Source organism: Paenibacillus sp. 7541, from assembly GCF_002276395.1.
GTDB classification, from domain to species: domain Bacteria; phylum Bacillota; class Bacilli; order Paenibacillales; family Paenibacillaceae; genus Paenibacillus_AQ; species Paenibacillus_AQ campinasensis.
Genome location: NZ_NQLZ01000005.1, coordinates 379,784 through 399,723 on the forward strand (window position 1 = coordinate 379,784; position 19,940 = coordinate 399,723).

13 protein-coding genes are annotated in these 19,940 nt (G+C 53.6%); 11 read left to right on the top strand and 2 right to left on the bottom strand.

Annotation, left to right across the window (positions count from 1 at the left end; genetic code table 11):
- The first annotated feature begins 191 nt into the window (after window positions 1-191).
- Together CHH75_RS04045 and CHH75_RS04050 are read left to right on the top strand one after the other, a co-directional pair.
- Window positions 192-884 carry a uracil-DNA glycosylase gene (locus CHH75_RS04045; RefSeq protein ID WP_095263230.1) on the top strand — a complete coding sequence of 231 codons (693 nt, stop codon included), beginning with the start codon at window positions 192-194 and terminating at the stop codon, window positions 882-884.
- A gap of 18 nt (window positions 885-902) precedes the next feature.
- Entirely contained in the window at window positions 903-1,301 is a 399-nt protein-coding gene (locus CHH75_RS04050; RefSeq protein ID WP_095263231.1) for a hypothetical protein, read from the top strand.
- Between the two features lie 75 nt (window positions 1,302-1,376).
- Here CHH75_RS04050 and CHH75_RS04055 read toward each other — a convergent pair whose 3' ends face one another.
- The gene (locus CHH75_RS04055) at window positions 1,377-2,453 is read right to left on the bottom strand and encodes an AI-2E family transporter (protein ID WP_095397486.1); all 1,077 of its coding nucleotides are present in this window, start codon (window positions 2,451-2,453) and stop codon (window positions 1,377-1,379) included.
- 90 nt (window positions 2,454-2,543) lie between these two features.
- Window positions 2,544-2,882 carry a L,D-transpeptidase gene (locus CHH75_RS04060; RefSeq protein WP_095263233.1) on the bottom strand — a complete coding sequence of 113 codons (339 nt, stop codon included), beginning with the start codon at window positions 2,880-2,882 and terminating at the stop codon, window positions 2,544-2,546.
- A gap of 182 nt (window positions 2,883-3,064) precedes the next feature.
- Here CHH75_RS04060 and CHH75_RS04065 point away from each other — a divergent pair, with 182 nt between their 5' ends.
- The 9 genes from CHH75_RS04065 (at window position 3,065) to CHH75_RS04105 (ending at window position 19,939) form a co-directional block, all read left to right on the top strand.
- Window positions 3,065-4,888: a cache domain-containing sensor histidine kinase gene (locus tag CHH75_RS04065; RefSeq protein WP_095397487.1), complete on the top strand. Its 1,824-nt coding sequence runs from the start codon at window positions 3,065-3,067 to the stop codon at window positions 4,886-4,888.
- Window positions 4,881-6,392 (top strand): response regulator transcription factor, encoded by a 1,512-nt coding sequence (locus tag CHH75_RS04070; RefSeq protein ID WP_095263235.1) that lies wholly within the window; start codon window positions 4,881-4,883, stop codon window positions 6,390-6,392. Before CHH75_RS04065 ends, CHH75_RS04070 begins: the two co-directional genes overlap by 8 nt.
- A gap of 126 nt (window positions 6,393-6,518) precedes the next feature.
- Window positions 6,519-7,997 (top strand): ABC transporter substrate-binding protein, encoded by a 1,479-nt coding sequence (locus CHH75_RS04075; RefSeq protein ID WP_095397488.1) that lies wholly within the window; start codon window positions 6,519-6,521, stop codon window positions 7,995-7,997.
- A 132-nt stretch (window positions 7,998-8,129) separates the two neighbouring features.
- The gene (locus tag CHH75_RS04080) at window positions 8,130-9,059 is read left to right on the top strand and encodes an ABC transporter permease (protein ID WP_176475462.1); all 930 of its coding nucleotides are present in this window, start codon (window positions 8,130-8,132) and stop codon (window positions 9,057-9,059) included.
- 53 nt (window positions 9,060-9,112) lie between these two features.
- Window positions 9,113-10,009 carry a carbohydrate ABC transporter permease gene (locus CHH75_RS04085; protein ID WP_155617451.1) on the top strand — a complete coding sequence of 299 codons (897 nt, stop codon included), beginning with the start codon at window positions 9,113-9,115 and terminating at the stop codon, window positions 10,007-10,009.
- A gap of 27 nt (window positions 10,010-10,036) precedes the next feature.
- The gene (locus CHH75_RS04090) at window positions 10,037-12,334 is read left to right on the top strand and encodes a glycoside hydrolase family 3 N-terminal domain-containing protein (protein WP_095397489.1); all 2,298 of its coding nucleotides are present in this window, start codon (window positions 10,037-10,039) and stop codon (window positions 12,332-12,334) included.
- A 3-nt stretch (window positions 12,335-12,337) separates the two neighbouring features.
- Window positions 12,338-15,463: an alpha-mannosidase gene (locus CHH75_RS04095; protein ID WP_095397490.1), complete on the top strand. Its 3,126-nt coding sequence runs from the start codon at window positions 12,338-12,340 to the stop codon at window positions 15,461-15,463.
- A gap of 28 nt (window positions 15,464-15,491) precedes the next feature.
- Window positions 15,492-16,811 carry a glycoside hydrolase family 125 protein gene (locus CHH75_RS04100; protein ID WP_095397491.1) on the top strand — a complete coding sequence of 440 codons (1,320 nt, stop codon included), beginning with the start codon at window positions 15,492-15,494 and terminating at the stop codon, window positions 16,809-16,811.
- On the top strand, window positions 16,811-19,939 hold the full coding sequence (locus tag CHH75_RS04105; protein WP_095397492.1) for an alpha-amylase family protein: 3,129 nt from the start codon (window positions 16,811-16,813) through the stop codon (window positions 19,937-19,939). Before CHH75_RS04100 ends, CHH75_RS04105 begins: the two co-directional genes overlap by 1 nt.
- Window position 19,940 lies beyond the last annotated feature (1 nt).

The window sequence follows — 19,940 nt, forward strand, 5'->3', positions numbered from 1 at the left end:
ATCCTGCGGTAGGTGACTACCGTACCGGTTCGATCCCGGTCCTCGGCATTATAACTTGCGTCTGGTCATAAAGTAGGCTGGCCCCCTTGTGGGTCAGCCTATTTGTTATTCTGTGGTAATCCATCATCCTCTATGGATTAAGAAGTGTTACGGTTGATCTACCATTATTACATAGCAGGGGGAGAGGGGCCTTGAAGAGATTTCATAATGATTGGGACGATGTATTAAAAGAAGAAATGGACAAGCCGTATTTCAACGAGCTTCGGTACCGGATTGCGGAGGAATATTTAAGGTACACGGTATATCCGCCGAAGGAGGATATATTTACAGCGCTGAAGGAGACATCGTATGCTTCGACGAAAGTGGTCATTCTGGGGCAGGACCCCTATCATGGCAAGGGTCAGGCGCAGGGACTGAGCTTCTCTGTTCGGCCCGGGGTCGCAATTCCGCCATCGCTGCGAAACATTCATCAGGAGCTGGCCGAGGATGTTGGTGCCGAAATTCCCAAGCATGGATCGCTCAAGCACTGGGCAAGACAAGGAGTGCTGCTGCTTAACGCCGTATTGACCGTGCGGGAGGGACAGCCTAACTCTCATAAGGATCTGGGCTGGGAGACCTTCACCGACGCCATTATTTCGAAGCTTAACGAGCGGGAGCAGCCGGTCGTTTTCATATTGTGGGGCAGTTATGCCCAGAAAAAAGGGGCGTTTATCGACGGGAGCAGACATTGTGTGCTGAAGTCGCCTCATCCGAGTCCATTTGCTGCCCATAAAGGCTTTTTTGGCAGCCGCCCGTTCTCGAAGGCGAATGCTTTTCTGACCGAGAGAGGACTGGAGCCTGTTCGGTGGGAGCTTCCGCTTTCGCCTGAGCAAGGAGACGAATAAAACATAGAGGTGACCCATATGAAGCATTGGATTGGCCGTCATGTTGTCATTCAGCGTACAGATCATGCGATGACTACCGTTGAAGGCGTGCTCAAGGGCTGGGATACCGTTCAGGAAAAGGTCATCCTCGCTCCGGGCGATCTCGCCATACCGTTTCGCTCCATCCATCGAATCCGGCAGGCCGACTCGTCTGCAGCCTTGCATTCGATCGGTTACATCATCAGCCATAACATTCAATTTGACAATGCCATCTATTTCGGCTCATCCGTTATGATATGGAAAGGGAATCGTTTGGTAGCCGGGCATGCCATACTGACGGCGCATGATGAGCAGACGGTGACGTTATCCGACGGGCGGCGCCTGCTTAAGGATGAACATATATTCGTTGTGCGTTCATTAAGAGGACAAACGAAATAATTAAGAAGGTGTCCAAGCCTGTCGCATAGTTCGCATGCGGCCATCGGCAGTCAGACACCTTTTTTGTTTGCTTGCTTAGAGCCGTTCGATTCGGCGTGCGAGGAACAGCTCGTACAATCGGACGACGACGATTTTGATCATAATATAGATCGGAATAGCTAACAGCACACCCAGGAGGCCGAAGAAATCGCCCCCGACCAGGATAAGCACAATTGTCGTTAAGGGATGAATCTCCAGCTGGCGGCCATAGATGACCGGTGTCAGAATATTGTCCTGAATTTGCTGGGCAATGACGATCACAACCACAGACCAGAGAGCAATCGTAGGCGACTCGATAAAGCCTACAATGACGACGGGAATGGAGGCGAGAAATGCGCCTACATAAGGAATGAAATTGAGAAAAAAGGAGACGACAACCAGCAAAAGCGAATACGGCAGGCCTATGATTAAAAATCCGATATACATTAACACGCTCAGAATCAAATTCAGGATTACTTTGCCGATAATAAAATTGCTGAGTGCGTGATCGATATCGTCCAGCACCTCTTGTCCATCATTCCGGTATCTTTTGGGGATGACAGCAAGCAGTCTGGCTGGAAGCTTGTTGCCTTCCTTCAGCATGTAATACAAGAAGATCGGCACCGTGGCAATAATAATCATTACACTCGACACCAGGCTGATCAGATGGGTGATCGAATTGCTGATCCAGGTCATCATACGGTTGATGGAATCGGTGATCGTGGTGGCCAGCTCCGATTCGGTCGGGATAAACCGGGACCAGGCAGGGTTTTGCTGCAGCTGCGAGATTTGATGCTGTACATCCTGCACGAGAAAAGGCGCATGCTCGATGAAAAGATCGATCTGCTCCCGGAGCGTCGGCCATACGACCGTGATGAAGATGGCACAGATTCCCCCGAAAACAAAATAGATCATCAGCACCGCGAGCGCGCGCTTGATCTTCTGGCGTTCCAAATAATCAACGATAGGACGCAGTAAATAATAGAAGAAACCGGCGATCGCCGTAGGGAAAATGAGCATTTTAACCATGGAGACGAAAGGCCGGAACAGAAAGCTGACCTTCGAACCAAGATAAAGGATCAGGAGCAAAGCCATAATCCCGAAACATGTTCTGAAATATTTGCTTTCCAGCATGGGAAATCCTCCTCCAGATGGGTGATGGCTTAATAGTTGTAACATTTGTATTTAACCCGTTTGGAGGAGGATGAAATCGGGGCGATAGCATCAAGGCCGGATGGTGACTTGGGTTTGTACCGGAACGAGGGCTGCCAGCTGCACAACATCTTCGTTATGCATACGTATACAGCCATGGGATACGGCTTTCCCGATAGAGGATGGATCATTCGTGCCGTGTATGCCATAATGCGGCTTGGACAGCCCGAGCCAGTAGGCTCCAAAAGGGCCACCGGGATTCGGTTGTTTGTTGACAATCAGATATGTGCCCGGCGGGGTTTCCGTCGCCATTTTCCCGATCGCAACCGGGAACTCGCGCACGACCCGATCACCATCCAAGAGGTACAGCCGGAAATCGGACAGATCTACGATGATGCGGTATTGTGGCATAAGTTTCACTCCTTCCGGTATTAACCTATGATGCCGGATGCGCCTGGGAACCCAGATACAGCTAAAATAGGCAAATTACAACTTCACCAGTTGGTAGAAATTTCATCGGAGGACAGCGGGCGACCGATGGTATATTTAAGGGACAGGCAAATTTAGGCTTGAAGCAGGAAGGGGGATTGGGAATGTCTCCTGCACGCTTTTATCGAAAATATATAAAGAGCAACATGTTTACCAAAATGCTGCTGACGATCTCGCTGATCGCGGTGCTGACCATCGTGACGTTATCGATTGTGATGTACTATTTTCTGTTTCAGTCTGCGGTCAGCAGCGAGCTCGACATCCAGCGCGGGGCGGTGGAGCGGGTCGAACGCAGCGTCAACAGTAAATATGAGAATGTGCAGTCCTATGTCAACGAGCTGTACCGGAACTCCTCGCTTGGCATTGACACATCGTACTTCTTGATGAATACATTCAATGAATATATGGCCAAACGCATGAGCCGGATTGCGGACAACGTACAGGCCAACACAGACAGCGTGCTGGCTTATTTCAAGCAGAGAATCGATGATGATCCGGATATCGAGAATATTATGCTGTACAGTGCCGAGCAGCAGTATATGTATGTCTACAAGCAAGGCAGCATGACCAGGTTATATCCAGCCAATGCCACCCACTCGTACATCCCGGATGTGATGGCCATGGAGAGTCAGAGCGTGACGCTTCCGAATCTGTGGATTCGCAAATTGACCGGAGAGCCCGAAATGCCGTTATATTCGATTCGCGTGCCAATCAACGATATGAGCACCTACAAAAATCTGGGGCAACTGCTTGTGTTCTATCGCACGGATGCCATCAACTCCGTCCTGCAAGGACAAGAGGAGCCGATGAAGGGGTTTGTGATGGTGATGTCGGGGGATGGACGGGTGCTGTTTGATTCTTCCGGCAGATATTATGGCGAAAAATATATGTACGCAGACCGGCTCGTCCAATCCAAAGGAACGGTGGATCTGGGCGAGGAATCTTATGTCACAACATCCGCCCACAGTCAGGCGGGTTATACGGTAGTCGGGATTACGCCTAAACGAGAAATTTCGGAATCCCTGCAAGGTCTTAAAAATACGATTATCATCGTTGCCGCAGTGTGCATTGTGGTAGCGGTGTCGATTCCCTCGCTTGTCATTGTCAATTACTCACGCCGGACGGATAATATTATCCGGTTTATGCGCAAGGTGGAAAAAGGGGAGTTTGTTGCCCGGATGCAGGATTCCAAGGATGACCAGCTGGGCCAGATCGCGAGCAGCTTCAACGAGATGCTGGACGAATTGACGCGGTATATCGATAAGGTCTATAAAGCGGAGATCAACCAGAAGAATGCCGAGCTGGCTGCTTTGCAGGCACGAATCAATCCGCATTTTCTGTACAATACGCTGGAGGTCATCCGAATGCGGGCGCTGTCACAGGGAGCGCAGGACGTGGGCGATATGATCTACAGCCTGTCCATGCTGTTCAGAAATATCGTTCAGCACAAATCCTGCTACACGCTCAAGGATGAGTTGGAAGCGTGTCGCCTGTATCTGGAGCTGTTCCGGATCCGCTATAAGGATAAATTCATATACAAGATGCACTGTGACGAGAGCATCAAGTCTGTACAGATGATCAAAATGACGCTGCAGCCGCTCATCGAGAACTATATCGTTCATGGTTTGCGGAGCGAGCGGGACGATAATTGGCTGACGATTACGGCCGTTCAGAAGGGGGAGGCCGTGCATATTGAGATTGTAGATAACGGCCGGGGCATCGAACCCGAGGAGCTGGAGGAGATTAACAACCGGCTGCAGCTGGCCGAGACGAGCGGGGAATCGTTCGGGATTCGGAGCGTTCATGAGCGTCTGAAGCTGACTTACGGCAGCGCTTACGGCATGGACATCCAGAGCGAGCCGGATGCGGGAACGGTGGTAACCGTCAAATTGCCGATCATGAAGGAGGGGGAGGAGCGCGATGTATAAGGTTTTTATTGTAGACGATGAGCCGTTCATCATCGAGGGTCTGTACGATGTGGTGGACTGGGCTAAATACGGCATGGAGATTGTTGGCCATGCGGAGAACGGGCGGCAGGCACTGGAGAGAATGTCCGTCGTGCCGGTGGACATTCTGGTGACCGATATCTCCATGCCTGTCATGACCGGGCTTGAACTGATCGAGGAAGCGCGCAAGCTGAACGCCGAGCTGAAGGTGATCGTGCTCAGTGGATTTGACGATTTTGCATACCTGAAGGAAGGGCTTCGACTTGGCATTGAGAATTATCTGCTCAAGCCGATCAATTTGAGGGAGCTGGAGGAAACGCTGGTCAGCACAACGGACAAGATGAATAAGTCCCGCCAGGAGATGCGGCTGGATGAATACGATATTCATATTTTACGCAGTAATATTTTGTACCGCTGGATCACGGACCGGATCGAACCGAAGGAACTGGAGGAGCGGGCGGCTCTGCTCGGACTCGATCTGAACCAGCCCTATGTGATGGTGGCCATCGTCAGGGCCGAGTTTGCCCCGATTGAAAGCAGCCTGTATCAGCTGGCCGAGCAAGAGTCCGGCGTGCTCTATTTCCGGGACCATGACGGGGACCATGTCGTTATTTTTATGATGAAGGACCCTGACACCGACAAGGCCCGGGCGATTCGTCTGCTTCAGCAAGTGCGGGGGCAGTGCTTCGAGGATGAGCTGTCCATTTCGCTCGGAAGCGTGGAGAGCCTTGGCGGGCGTTATACCGACAGCTATCTTCATGCGAAGGAAGCCCAGGAGTACTATCTGGTGCTGGAGCAGCCTTCCTATGTGGACTATGTGGATGTACAGGCGAAGAAGGGAGAAGCTTCGCTCTCCTATAGCATCGACTGGCCGGAATATGCGAAAGGAATTGCCGCACGGGACAAGGAGGTGTTGTTTCAGCTCATTGACAGTGACTTTGATCGATTGCGTCATATGCCCGGCATGACACCGACGATTCTGAAGAGCATTGCGGTAGAGATGGTCATCCGGCTAAAGCTGGAATTGAATGACATCCAGTATACGGCAGCGCCTGATTTTCTGAAAAATACAGTGTCGGACATTATGGAATCCGTCTCCATCGACGCGCTCATTACCGCGGTGAAGGACGGCGTTGGCGGTCTGGTCGATTCTCTGAACCATGATGTGAAAAGCCCGGTCATCCAGCAGATCCTGCATCATATCCAGCAGCACTTTCATGAGGACTTGTCGCTGAAGGCGCTTGGCGCGGACTATCATATACACCCGGTGTACCTCGGGCATCTGTTCCATAAAGAGACGGGCGAGAGCTTTACGGAGTATATTAACCGGTACCGTATTGACAGGGCCAAGGACCTGCTGCGCCATACGCCAATGAAGGTTCAGGACATCGCCAAAAGTGTAGGCTATTGGGAAACCGGTTACTTTTACAAACAGTTCAAAAAATTTGTTGGCTTATCACCAAGAGATTTTAGAGGAATGCTCTGATTTGTAGAATCAGAGTTTTTTCTTTATTTTCACCATAATACCTTTAATTTTTCGCCTATGTGAAAATGCTTTCATCCTATAACCTTATAGGTGTAGAGACAACTGGAATCAAAAGGGAGGATAAACATGAGTAAATTGAAAAAGAAATGGCTCCTGCCGCTGACACTGCTATTGTCTGCATCCATGCTGCTGTCCGCTTGCGGAGGAAGCAAAAGCGAGAGCGCGGGGACCGGCGGGGGAACAGCCGAGAAACCGGTTGAGCTGATCTGGTACACGATCGGAGCTCCTCAGAAGGACCTTGGTATGGTCGTAGAGGAAATCAATAAATACACCGCTGAGAAAATCGGTGTTACCGTCGACATGAAGATGATCGATTTCGGTGACTACAACCAGAAGATGCAAGTGATGGCTGCTTCCGGTGAGCCAATGGACATTCTGTTCACCAGCTCCTGGGCATTCGACTATGTGCAAAACGCACGTAAAGGCGCATTCATGCAGCTGGACGAGCTGATCGAATCTCATGGACAAGGCATTAAAGAGGTGATCGATCCAGCGTTCCTGGAAGGCTCCAAAGTAGACGGACATAACTATGCGATTCCGGCAAATAAAGAGCTTCCTGCGCAAGAGGTGTGGCGCTTTAACAAAAACCTGCTGGACAAATATAACCTGGATATCTCCAACGTAAGATCCATGGAGAGTCTCGAGCCGCTGCTCAAGACGATCAAGGAGAACGAACCGAACGTCGTTCCTTTTGCCATCGGCAAAGACTTCACTCCTTTGCTTCCATTTGACTACATCATCGAGAAAATGCCGATGGCCGTGTACCTGGATGACAACGAAGAGCTGAAGGTTGTCAACTTCCTGGAAATGCCAGAAACATTGGAAACACTGAAACTGATGAACAAGTATTACAAAGCCGGCTACATCTCTCCTGAAGCCGCTACAACGACTTCGACCCAAGATTTGATGACTTCCGGCAACTGGTTCGTGGACCGTGCGGCAACCCAGCCATTCGCGGATAACCTGTGGACTCAAAGCTACGGCTACCCTGTCGTATCGACGCCTGCAGGCGATGCAACGATCTTCAACTGGTCGGTAATGGGTTCGATGCAAGCGATCTCAGCAAACTCCAAGTATCCTGAGAAGGCGATGGAATTCCTGAATCTGCTCAACACCGACGTATATCTTCGGAACCTGGTTGATTCCGGTATCGAGGATGTTCACTACAAGAAGCTGAGCGAGAACGTGGCGGAGAACCTGCCAGAAGCTAAAAACTATGATATGCCTACGTTCGCACTGGGCAACGTCATGCTGACTTATCTGAATCCGGAAGATCCGGAGAACAAGTGGGAAGAGTTCAAGAAGTTCAATGAGTCCGGCGTTCCGGCTCCGCTCCTTGGTTTCAACTTCGACCCTAGCAATGTTTCGACGGAGCTTGCTGCTGTCAACAACGTAAAAGAAGAATTCTGGTCCCCGCTTATGACAGGTACGGTTGATCCGGAAGAATTCCTGCCAAGAGCGATCGAGAAGCTGAATGCAGCAGGTCTTGACAAAATCATCGCAGAAGCACAGAGCCAAATTGACGCTTGGAAAGAAATCAAGTAATAGCAATGCCTGAGGTCAGCCTCCTTCGGGGAGGCTCACCGATTGGGTATGGACAAGGACAGGGCGGCTGAAATGGACCGCCCTTCTTTTGTTCATGGATGTACTTCACGAGGAGGGGTAAGCGTGAGAGCGATCGGACAGTTTTTTAAAAATATTATGACCAACAAAGCCATGCTGTTCATGGTTCTGCCGGGGACGATATGGTTCCTCTTATTCTCATATTTGCCCATGTTCGGGACGATCATCGCATTTAAGGAATACCGTTTCAGCCGCGACGGCTTCTGGGCGAGCATCGTAAACAGCAAATGGGTAGGTTTTGACAACTTCAAGTTTCTGTTCAGCACCAATGACGCTTATATCATTACGCGAAATACGGTGCTCTATAACTTTACGTTCATCATTCTCGGCCTGATATTTGCCGTGGCGCTTGCCATCGTGCTTTCCGAGATTGCCAACAAAAAACTGGCGAAAGTATATCAAACCGGAATGTTCTTGCCGTACTTCCTGTCATGGGTTATTGTCGGCTATTTTGTGTTTAGCTTCCTGAGCATGGACAAAGGGATGCTGAACCAGATTCTCGGATGGTTTGGGGCAGAGCCGATTCAATGGTATTCGGAAGCCAAGTATTGGCCGGTTATTCTGACATTGATCAGCTTATGGAAGGTGATCGGCTACAACAGCGTCGTATATCTGGCCGCCATAATGGGGATTGACAGATCGTTGTACGAGGCGGCGATGATCGACGGGGCGAATAAATGGCAGCAGATCAAAGCCATCACGCTTCCGATGCTGAAACCATTGATGACGATCCTTACGCTTCTTGCGATCGGTAAAATCTTCTATGCGGACTTTGGTCTCTTCTATCAAGTTCCGAGAGATTCGGGAACGCTGTATTCCGTCACGAACGTTATCGATACCTACGTGTACCGCGGTCTGAAGACAACTGGCGAGATTGGCATGAGTACCGCCGCTGGTCTGTACCAATCGGTCGTCGGCTTCATTCTGGTCATCTTCTCCAACTATATCGTTCGTAAATATGACCGGGATAATGCGCTGTTCTAATCGGTCGGTCTACCAAGAAGGAGGTATGTGATGTGTTCAAATCGAAAAGCAAGATGAAGGATTTCCATCAGCTTTCATTCGGGTGGAACATTGTGTTCAACCTGATTGCCGGTATATTTGCATTTCTGTGCGTGTTTCCGTTCCTATTTGTGACGATCATTTCTTTCACGGACGAAACGACGCTGGCTCGAAACGGCTATCAAATCTGGCCGGAACAATGGAGCCTTGAGGCCTACCGCTACGTATTCCAGACAGGCGATGCGCTGCTTCGCTCTTACGGCGTGACGATCTTCGTTACGGTTGTCGGCACACTGCTTAGCTTGTTCATTATTTCGCTGTACGCTTACGCGATTTCGAGAAAATCGTTCCGCTACCGGAATTTCTTCTCGTTTTTCGCCTTCTTCACGATGTTGTTCAACGGCGGTCTCGTGCCGACTTACATCGTGGCCACGCAGCTGCTGGGTCTGAAAGATTCGATTTGGGCCTTGATTTTGCCGCTGGCGCTTAATGCGTTCTATATTATGATCCTGCGCACGTTCTATAGCACAAGCGTACCGGATGCGATTATCGAGTCCGGCAAAATTGACGGTGCGAGTGAGTTTAAGATTTTCTACAAGCTGGTGCTGCCATTGTCGCTGCCGGGTCTGGCTACGATCGGTCTTTTCAGCACTTTGGGCTACTGGAACGATTGGTTTAATGCCTTGCTGTATATCGATGATCCGAACCTCGTTCCGCTGCAATCGATGCTGATGCGGATTGAGACGAGCATGCAGTTCATTCTGCAGAATTCCCATAATTCTTCGCTGAGCATGCAAGCTCTGCAAAGCTTGCCGCAAGACACGTCACGCATGGCGATGGTTGTGCTGGCAACGGGGCCGATCATTCTCGCTTATCCGTTCTTCCAGCGCTATTTCATCCAAGGTCTGACCATCGGTGCGGTAAAAGAATAATGGCTTAAGCTACCCGGAGGGGATAACATGACATACAAAGATGCTAGCAAACCGATTGATGAGCGGGTCGAGAATCTCTTGGGCCTGATGACACTGAAAGAAAAGATCGGACAACTCATTCAGCCGTTCGGCTGGGAGACTTACGAGGTGAAGGACGGCAAAGTCGTCTTGACCGAGCAGTTTCAGCAACAAGTAAAAGATAGCGGCGTAGGTTCCCTGTACGGGACCCTGCGCGCTGACCCATGGACCGGTGTAACGCTTGAAACCGGTCTTTCTCCGCGTGAAGGCGCAGTGGCCGTAAACGAGATTCAGCGCTTCGCCATCGAGGAGTCGAGACTGGGCATTCCGATCTTGATCGGAGAGGAATGCTCCCACGGGCACATGGCGATCGGAGCGACGGTCTTCCCTGTGCCGCTGTCCATCGGCAGCACTTGGAACGTCGATCTGTACCGCGAGATGTGCCGGGCGGTCGCGCTGGAAACGCGCAGCCAGGGCGGCGCCGTGACCTACTCGCCCGTGCTGGATGTCGTGCGCGACCCGAGATGGGGACGCACGGAGGAATGCTTCGGCGAGGATCCTTATCTGATCGGCGAGTTTGCCGTTGCGTCTGTGGAAGGGCTGCAGGGAGAGCGGCTCGACAGCGAGCATAGCGTAGCTGCGACACTGAAGCATTTTGTCGGGTATGGAAGCTCTGAGGGCGGCAGAAACGCAGGTCCTGTTCATATGGGAATGCGCGAGCTGCTGGAGGTGGATATGTATCCGTTCAAGAAGGCGGTTGAAGCCGGGGCAGCCTCCATTATGCCTGCCTACAACGAGATCGACGGTGTTCCATGTACCGTCAACAGCGAGCTGCTGGAGGACATCGTGCGTCAGGAGTGGGGCTTCGAAGGGATGGTCATCACCGATTGCGGAGCGATTGATATGGTGGCTTCCGGTCATGATACGGCTGAAGACGGCATGGATGCTGCCGTTCAGGCAATCGAGGCCGGCATTGATATGGAGATGTCGGGCGTCATGTTCGGCAAGCATTTGCTGGCTGCTGCAGCGTCCGGGCGACTGGATGAGTCGGTCATTGACCAGGCTGTGCGCCGCGTGCTGACGCTGAAGTTCAAGCTTGGCTTGTTCGAGAAGCCTTATGTCGATCCGCAGGTGGCCGAGCGTGTGATTGGCAGCAAGGAGCATAAGGAGCTGGCCAGACAGCTTGCTGCTGAAGGCATCGTTCTGCTCAAGAACGAGCACCAAACGCTGCCGCTTGCCAAGGATAACGGCATCATCGCGGTCATCGGACCCAATGCCAATCAGGGCTACAACCAGCTCGGTGATTATACCTCACCGCAGCCGCCATCCAGCGTCACGACCGTGCTCGAGGGCATTCGCGCCAAGCTGGAACATGAGCCGGACCGGGTGCTGTACGCGCCGGGCTGCCGGATCAAGGATGATTCCAGAGAAGGCTTCGATTATGCGCTGAGCTGTGCCGAGCAGGCGGACACGGTAGTGCTCGTGCTTGGCGGATCAAGCGCCCGCGATTTCGGGGAAGGGACGATTGATCTTCGCACCGGAGCCTCCAAGGTGACGGATGATGCATACAGCGACATGGACTGCGGCGAAGGAATCGACCGGATGACACTTCAGCTCTCCGGCGTTCAGCTTGAGCTGGCTCAGGAAATTCACAAGCTGGGCAAGCGGCTGGTGGTTGTCTATATCAATGGCCGTCCAGTGGCGGAGCCGTGGATTGATGAGCATGCAGATGCGATTCTGGAAGCGTGGTATCCGGGGCAAGAGGGCGGACATGCCGTTGCCGACATTGTGTTCGGCGATGTCAATCCGTCCGGCAGGCTGACGATTTCGGTGCCGAAGCATGTCGGGCAGCTGCCGGTGTATTATAACGGCAAAAGATCCCGGGGCAAACGGTACTTGGAAGAAAATTCAGAGCCGCGCTATCCGTTTGGATACGGGCTTAGCTATACGCAATTCACCTACAGTGATATTCGTATTTCGGATGAAGTGATCGGAGTAAACGGTTCCGCGGTGGTTTCCGTTCAGGTGGAGAACAGTGGCGACCGGGAAGGGGCCGAGGTTGTTCAGCTCTACGTCAGCGACGTGAAGAGCCGGTATACCCGTCCGGCCAAGGAGCTGAAAGGCTTCCGCAAAATCCGGCTGCAGCCGGGCGAAAAGCAGATTGTTGAATTTCACATCGGAGCAGAGCAGCTCCAGTATGTCGGACAGAACTACAAGCAGGTAGTGGAACCCGGGTTATTCCGCATTATGATTGGCGGCAATGTCCAGGAGACGCTCAGTGTGGATCTGACGGTGAAGGAGGATTAAGCGATGGAACGGATGAGAAGGTGGATTCGCGAGCTGTCAGAGCACCAGTGGCTGGAGGTGATCGAGCTCAAGGAGTGGGACATCACCCGCACCGTTTACATGGTGCCCGGTGTTTACGAAGGATACGAGCCTTATCCGGAAGGACTGGATTTCGAACGCTTTCCGAGCAAGCAGGGAACGACGTATTTCTTCCGGCGCAGCCTGAGCATTCCGGAAACCTGGGAAGGGTCCTCCATCGGGTTCATCTTCCAGTCCGGAGGGGAGGGGCTGCTGCGCATTAACGGCGCTTCCTACCACGGATTGGATCGCAATCATACGTATGTGACGCTGGATCCGCAGCAGGTCGGCATGAAGATGGAGCTGGAGATTGAGCTGTTCGATCCGATTCCGGAGCCAGTGGATCCACTCAACCAGCAGGCGGTCATTCAACCGCCGATTACGAAGGTGAACAGCCTGCTTGTCCAAGCGAATCCGCAGGTGCAAAGCCTGATGTATACAGTCACGATCATTCGAGATTCGCTGCTCCTGCTGCCGGAAGCGGATATGCGCCGCATCCGGCTTAAAGAAGCGCTCTATCGGTCGATGGATGCCTATGTGGATCTGGATGAGCAGGATATCAGAGACGGTCAGGCGGTAGCGGCCATCGAGGAGCAATTGAAGCAGCAGGTTGCAGAGATCGGCGGCAACAGCGAAGGCGTAGAGCATATGGTCGGACAGTCCCATATCGATATCGCGTGGCTGTGGCCGGTCCGGGAGACGGTGCGGAAGACTAGCCGAACGTTCTCCACCGTGGATGCGCTTATGCGCGAGTATCCGGAATATAAGTTTGCGCAGAGCCAGCCGCTCCTGTACCAGTTTCTGAAGGATCATGATCCGGAGCTGTACGAACGGGTGAAGGCACGGATCAAGGAAGGACGCTGGGAACTGGTGGGCGGCATGTGGGTCGAGCCGGACCTGAACATGCCGAGCGGCGAGTCGTTAATGCGTCAGATGCTGTACGGGCAGCGCTTCTATCAGCAGGAATTCGGCCTGACCTCGTACATCGAGTGGCTGCCGGATACGTTCGGATACTGTGCGTCGCTGCCTCAGATTTTGCAGCATGGCGGCATTCGTTATTTCATGACCACAAAGCTTGGCTGGAATGATACCAACACCTTCCCATATGATCTGTTCCACTGGGTCGGGATCGACGGCACGCCGATGCTGTCCTACTGCAACCACGGCGTGAATGAGAACACGCTGCCGAAGGATGTGCACGATCATTGGCAATCCTTCCGTCAGAAGGCTGTGCATCCGGAGCAGATGCTGCTGTACGGGCATGGAGATGGCGGAGGCGGCGTTACGCGAGAAATGCTGGAATATGTGAACCGGGCGGAGCTGATGGTCGGCCAGCCAGCAAGCAAATACAGCACAGCCGCTGAATTCTTCGGCAGCATTGAGCAGAAGGCGCCGAAGCTGCCAAAGTGGCACGGCGATCTGTATCTTGAGCTGCATCGCGGAACGTATACCACCCATGCGCGGAACAAGCGGCATAATCGCAAAGCCGAAATTCTGTACCGCGAGGCCGAGCTGTGGAACGCGCTTGCCTTCCCGGCCATGGCTGACGAGGCGAAAGAGCGCGTGGTCCATGAGCTGCACGAGGGCTGGAAGCTGATCCTGCTCAACCAGTTCCACGACATCATTCCGGGCTCGGCCATTACTGAATCGTATGTTACCTCCGAGAAGGAGTATGCGGAAGTGTTCCATAAAGGACGCGCAAGCCTGCAGCAGGGTCTCCAGGTGTTAACCGATCAGGTGGACACGGACGGGGACGGCATTCCGTATGTGGTGTTTAACAGCCTCGGCTGGGTCCGGGACGGGATGGTGTTCATCGAATTGGGTACCGAGCACGCCGGGCTTGTCCCGTATGACGAGCATGGCACGCGTCTGCGCTATGATGTGCTTGCTGGAGAAGAAGGGGAAGCGCATCAGGCAAGAAGCGGCCTGTATGTATATATGACCGGCATTCCGGCGTTGGGGTACGCCACCATCTGGCTGCGACCGGATGCAGGAAATGCAGGGGAAGCGCAGAAGGATACAATGGGGCTGGAGGACACATGGGAGACGCCTTACTACAAGGTGCGCTTCAATGAACGCGGTGAAATGATCAGCCTGTGGGATAAAGAGGCTTGCCGGGAAGTGATTCAGACGGGCGAGGCGGCAAACCGCTTCCAGTTCTTCCATGACCGTCCGACGCTGTGGGATGCATGGGACATCGATCCTCGTTATGAGGAGCAGCCTGCCGGCGAAGCTGAGCTGATGGAGAAGAAGCTTGTTCACTGTGGAGAAATGATGGATGTGCTTCGATTCCGCTGGAAGCTTCATCGCTCGGAGATCGAACAGGACGTGATCTTCTATCATCATGACCGGCGAATCGATTTCAAAACGCATGTCAGCTGGAACGAATCCCATAAGCTGCTTAAAGTGGCTTTCCCGGTTGAGGTCGTTGCAGATAAGGCAACGTATGAAATTCCGTTTGGCACCATCGAACGGCCGACGCACCGCAACACAAGCTGGGAGCAGGCGCAATACGAGGTGTGCGGCCACCGCTTCGCGGATGTGTCGGAGCACGGATACGGCGTCAGCCTGCTCAATGACTGCAAATACGGCTACGACATTCAGGGAAGCACGATTCGCCTGTCCCTGCTGCGTGCGCCGAAGTGGCCGGATATCACGGCGGATCTGGGCGAGCATGACTTCACCTACTCGCTGTATCCGCACATCGGCGATTGGCGCAGCAGCGAGACACTCCGCCGGGCAGCGGAGCTGAATCAGGAACTGCCGTGCGTCAAGGCAAGTCCGAAGCAGGGAAGCCTGCCGTCCAGCCAGTCGCTCATTGGGCTGGATAGCCGCTATGTCATTCTGGATACGGTGAAGCCGGCCGAGGACGGTTCCGGTTTCATCCTGCGGCTGTATGAATCTGCCGGCGGCAGGGAAGACGTGAGGCTGACATGGCCGCTTCCGTATCATACGGCGAGCCTGTCCAATGCGCTGGAGGAAGAGCTGGAACGCATCGAGGCCCAGGACGGCGCGCTTGTGTTGTCCTTCAAACCGTACGAGATCAAGACCATCAAATTCAACATCCAATAACATTAACAGTCAAAGGAGCCTATACATCATGGAACAATTCAGACTCCCCCAAATACCGATGCCTAAGCTTGAGCTGCCGCAATCGATTCAGGACGTGCTGCAGGAGGCCGACGAGAAGCTTGCGCATCGCCCGAAGCTGCTGAAGCTGTTCAAGAACACATTTCCGAATACGCTGGAGACGACAACCAAGCTCTTGGATGACGGTACGACATTTGTCATTACCGGTGACATTCCGGCGATGTGGCTGCGGGATTCCGTGGAGCAGGTCGTTCATTACATTCCGTTCGCGAAGAATGACCTTGCCCTTCAGCGCATTCTGAGCGGCTTGATCAAGCGTCACTTCCAGTACATCCTGATTGACCCTTATGCGAATGCATTCAATGAGTCGGCGAATGACTGGCACTGGAATACAACGGATGAGACAGATATGTCGCCTTGGGTATGGGAACGGAAATTCGAGATCGATTCCCTCTGCTTCTCGGTGCGTCTGGCCTATCTGTATTGGAAGGAAACTGGCCTGACGGACGTATTTGACGCCAATTTCAAAAAAACGCTGCTGACGATTGTCGAGCTGTTCAAAACCGAGCAGCATCATTTCGAGAAATCGCCGTACCGCTTCACGCGCAACAACGGCATTCCGACCGATTCCCTGCGCAACAAAGGCCTTGGCATGCCGGTCAATTATACGGGTATGATCTGGTCCGGCTTCCGCTCCAGCGATGACGCTTGCGATTTCCATTACAACATTCCGGGCAATATGTTCGCGGTGGTAGCGCTGCGCCAAATGCAGGAATTCGCTGAGTGGATCTTCCGCGACATGAAGCTGCTCGCTGAATTGAAGGAGCTGGAAGCAGAGGTTGATCATGGCATCCAGCTGTACGGCATCTATCGCCATCCGGAGTTCGGCCCGATCTACGCTTATGAGACTGACGGCTATGGCAACTACTGCTTGATGGACGATGCAGGTACGCCTGGCTTGATGTCGATTCCTTACCTTGGTTATGTATCGGCCGATGATCCGATTTACCAGAATACAAGACGCTTTGCCCTGAGCAAAGAGAATCCGTTCTACTATGAGGGCAAAGTGGCCAAAGGAATCGGCAGCCCGCACACGCCGCCGAACTACATTTGGCATATGGCGCTGTCGATGCAGGGCATCACCGCAGAGACGCCGGAAGAGAAGCTGCAGATGATTGATATGCTGGAGGCCACGGATGCGGATACCGGCTTTATGCATGAAGGCTTCCATGCGGACAATCCGCATGAGTTTACGAGAAAGTGGTTCGCTTGGTCGAACAGTCTCTTCTCACAGCTTGTGTATCAGGCGATGAAGGCAGGGATTCTGTAATGAGCAGGCTCATTGCGTTATATGATCCGTCGTTTCCGGCAGCTTCGGCTGCCGGCCTGCCGGGTTCGGCAGAGGGATTGGCAGCGTTTGACGTTGTATGCAGCGCCGCGGAGCTTGCCGACGTGCTTGCGAAGGAAACCGGCAGCGGCGCGAGCTTCGTCAATCTGCATGCACCGTATTTTCCGAAGGCAGCTTGGCTTCAGATTCTCGGCTTCCTTCGCGAGGGTGGCGGCCTTGTCAGCATCGGCGGAGCGCCGTTCAAACGTCCGGTCCGCTTCGAGGACGGCGAATGGATCGCCGAGCACGAGCAGACCGCGTACCATCAGCAGCTTCACATCCATGAAGCGCTGCCTGTTGACAGCGGACGCGTCAGCGGTCTGAAGAGCAGCGAAGACATTCCGCTGATGAGCGCAAGCAGCGGCCTGCTGGACGTGAGCGACACCTGGAATCTTGTGCCGCATGTAACCAAGAGCAGCGATCTCCCACATCAGATGGGTTCGGCGGGTCCGATGGACACCCGCATCTATCCGCTGCTTACCGGCACGACAGATTCGGGGCGCGAAGTATCAGCGCCGGCGGTGCTGTGGGAGCATGTCGGCGGCCCATATGTCGGCGCCCGCTGGCTGTTCGTCAATCAGCCGCTCTCATCTTCCTTCTGGCAAGGAGGAGGGTCAGAGGAGGTTCGCCGCTGGGCGGAATTTTGTGCGCTCGGCGTGACTGAGCTGTGGATCAAGCCGAATTATGCTTCCTATGAAGCTGGCGAGCGCCCGGTGTTGACCTTGCAGGCTCAGCGGCTGGGCAAGGCGCTTTCAGCGCATGAGAAACAGACATGGACATTTCATATTCGGGTTGAATTGGCCGAAGATTCGGCTCTAGTCTGGGAGCATCATCTATCGGTGGATGTTACAGGTCAGTTCCATGTGCAGCGCATGGCTGTGCCGGTGGAGGTGCGGCCAGGGGCGTATCGCGTCATGTGCGAAGCGAAAGGCCCCGGCGGTGAAGTTCGCCGGTTGCGTCAAGGCTTCTGGGGAGCGGATGCGCAGCTGCTGGAGCAGGGCACACCGATCAGCGCCGGCCGGGATTATTTCATGAAGGACGGGCGCCCGCTGCCCGTCGTGGGCATGACCTATATGACGTCCGATGTGGCGCGCAAGTTTCTGTTCCTCCCGAATACGGATGTGTGGGATCGGGATATGGCCCAGATGCGTCAAGCAGGCATCAACTGGATTCGGACAGGCATATGGACCGCTTATCGCAACATCATGCAGGTGGACGGCCATGCGTCGGAAGAGGTGCTGCGCTCCATTGACGCCTTCTTGATGACGGCGAAGAAGCATGACCTGCAGGTCACCTTCACCTTCTTCTCCTTTACGCCCGAGACGTGGGAAGGCGAGAACCCGTATCTTGATCCGAGAAGCGTGGAGGCGCAGAAGCGGTTTATTCGCTCGATCATCATGCGCCATAAAAACACGAAAAACGTCGACTGGGATCTGATCAACGAACCATCGATGTTCGACCCGCCGCGGATATTCTCGGATGGGCCTCGTTCCTCGCGGGACCGGTTCGAGCGGTCGGCCTATGCCGAGTGGCTGAAGCAGCGCCATGGCCGCATTGAACGGCTGCAGGAGCGGTGGAATATGACAGCGGAACAGCTGCCTTCCTTCGAAGCGGCAGTGCCGCCGGAGCCGGAGCAAATCAACTTCGATGTCCAGGATATGCATCAGGGCAAAAAAGGACTGCAGTGGCTCGATTATGTGCTGTTCTCGATGGAGATGCATAATCGCTGGGCGAAGGAGCTGTATGAATCGATCAAAGACGTATGTCCTGATCATCTGGTTACCGTTGGACAGGATGAGGCTTTGGGCGCGCAGCGGCCGTCCCCGTTCTTTTACGCCGAGGCGGCGGATTATACAACGGTGCATTCCTGGTGGCTCAACGATTATCTGATCTGGGACGGTATCTTCGCGAAGACGCCGGACAAGCCGAATCTGATCCAAGAGACGGGCATCATGTACGTGGAGACGCCGGACGGACGGGCGAAGCGCAGTGAAGCGGAGCTTCGCAACTTGCTGGAGCGCAAGTACGCTTATGCGTTTGCAACCGGCGGTGCTGGAGCGATCCACTGGATCTGGAATACGAATTTTTATATGGATAATGCCAATGAATCACATATCGGGGCGGTTCGCGCAGACGGAACAGAGAAGCCAGAAGCGGACGTGTCCTATGAATTCGGATCGTTCATGGAAAGCATCCGTGATCTGTTCCAAGGGCGCAAGCTGGAGGAGACCGCGGTTATTTTCCCATATTCGAATGATTTCTCTAACCGGAAGCTGGCGTTTGAGGCCACAACCAAGGCGACACGGGCGCTGGCTTATGAGCTGAACGTGCCGTTTAGAGGCGTAGGGGAGTACGATCTGAGTTCGCTGCGCCGCGATCCGGCCAAGCTGATCATTCTGCCGAGCGCTCATAATGTGGATGATAGTGCGTTTGCCGATCTGATCGACATCGTCAAGGAGACGGGAGCGACGCTGCTGCTGACAGGTCCTCTCAGTCTGGATGCTTATTGGCGTCCGGTGAGCCGCCTTGTAGGCGAGCTGGGCAACAGACAGCTGCACAATGTCAGACGTGAAGAAGCGCTTCGTATCGGTGAAGAGACGGTTCAGGTCTCCTATGGACACCGCAAAATCGCCGAGCTGTGCAAAGAAGTCCCTGCTGAAGCTGGAAACGGGATGGCGGTGCCATCGATCATTGAAGTTGCGCTCGGAAACGGCCGCTTGCTGTGGAGCCCGCTTCCGCTGGAGCTGAATGACCGGATCGATACGGTTGCGGCGGCTTACCGCTATGCGATGAAGAAGTCCGGAGCAGATCAGGGCCTGATCTGGCATAAAGGCGGCGAAGCGTCCGGCGTGTATGGCCGGAAAATTTCGTTTGAAGATGGCGCGCTGTTTGTATTCGGCTCGGAGCAAAGCTGGGATACGGAGATTGAAATCAAGGACCCCGTGTCGAACGCGGTATATTCCTTTATACTGGAAGCAGATCGTTCAGTACTGTTCGCTGTGAACAAGAGCGGAGAGCTGCTTGCGGTTTACCGCCCAGAAGAAGTAACGGTAGCGGCGGCACAAGGCTAAT

Bases quoted from the DNA above. Each gene is read 5' to 3' on its own strand.
- CHH75_RS04050 (WP_095263231.1), top strand. From the start codon at position 903: ATGAAGCATTGGATTGGCCGTCATGTTGTCATTCAGCGTACAGATCAT.
- CHH75_RS04055 (WP_095397486.1), bottom strand. From the start codon at position 2,453: ATGCTGGAAAGCAAATATTTCAGAACATGTTTCGGGATTATGGCTTTG.
- CHH75_RS04060 (WP_095263233.1), bottom strand. From the start codon at position 2,882: ATGCCACAATACCGCATCATCGTAGATCTGTCCGATTTCCGGCTGTAC.
- CHH75_RS04065 (WP_095397487.1), top strand. From the start codon at position 3,065: ATGTCTCCTGCACGCTTTTATCGAAAATATATAAAGAGCAACATGTTT.
- CHH75_RS04070 (WP_095263235.1), top strand. From the start codon at position 4,881: ATGTATAAGGTTTTTATTGTAGACGATGAGCCGTTCATCATCGAGGGT.
- CHH75_RS04075 (WP_095397488.1), top strand. From the start codon at position 6,519: ATGAGTAAATTGAAAAAGAAATGGCTCCTGCCGCTGACACTGCTATTG.
- CHH75_RS04085 (WP_155617451.1), top strand. From the start codon at position 9,113: ATGAAGGATTTCCATCAGCTTTCATTCGGGTGGAACATTGTGTTCAAC.
- CHH75_RS04090 (WP_095397489.1), top strand. From the start codon at position 10,037: ATGACATACAAAGATGCTAGCAAACCGATTGATGAGCGGGTCGAGAAT.
- CHH75_RS04095 (WP_095397490.1), top strand. From the start codon at position 12,338: ATGGAACGGATGAGAAGGTGGATTCGCGAGCTGTCAGAGCACCAGTGG.
- CHH75_RS04100 (WP_095397491.1), top strand. From the start codon at position 15,492: ATGGAACAATTCAGACTCCCCCAAATACCGATGCCTAAGCTTGAGCTG.
- CHH75_RS04105 (WP_095397492.1), top strand. From the start codon at position 16,811: ATGAGCAGGCTCATTGCGTTATATGATCCGTCGTTTCCGGCAGCTTCG.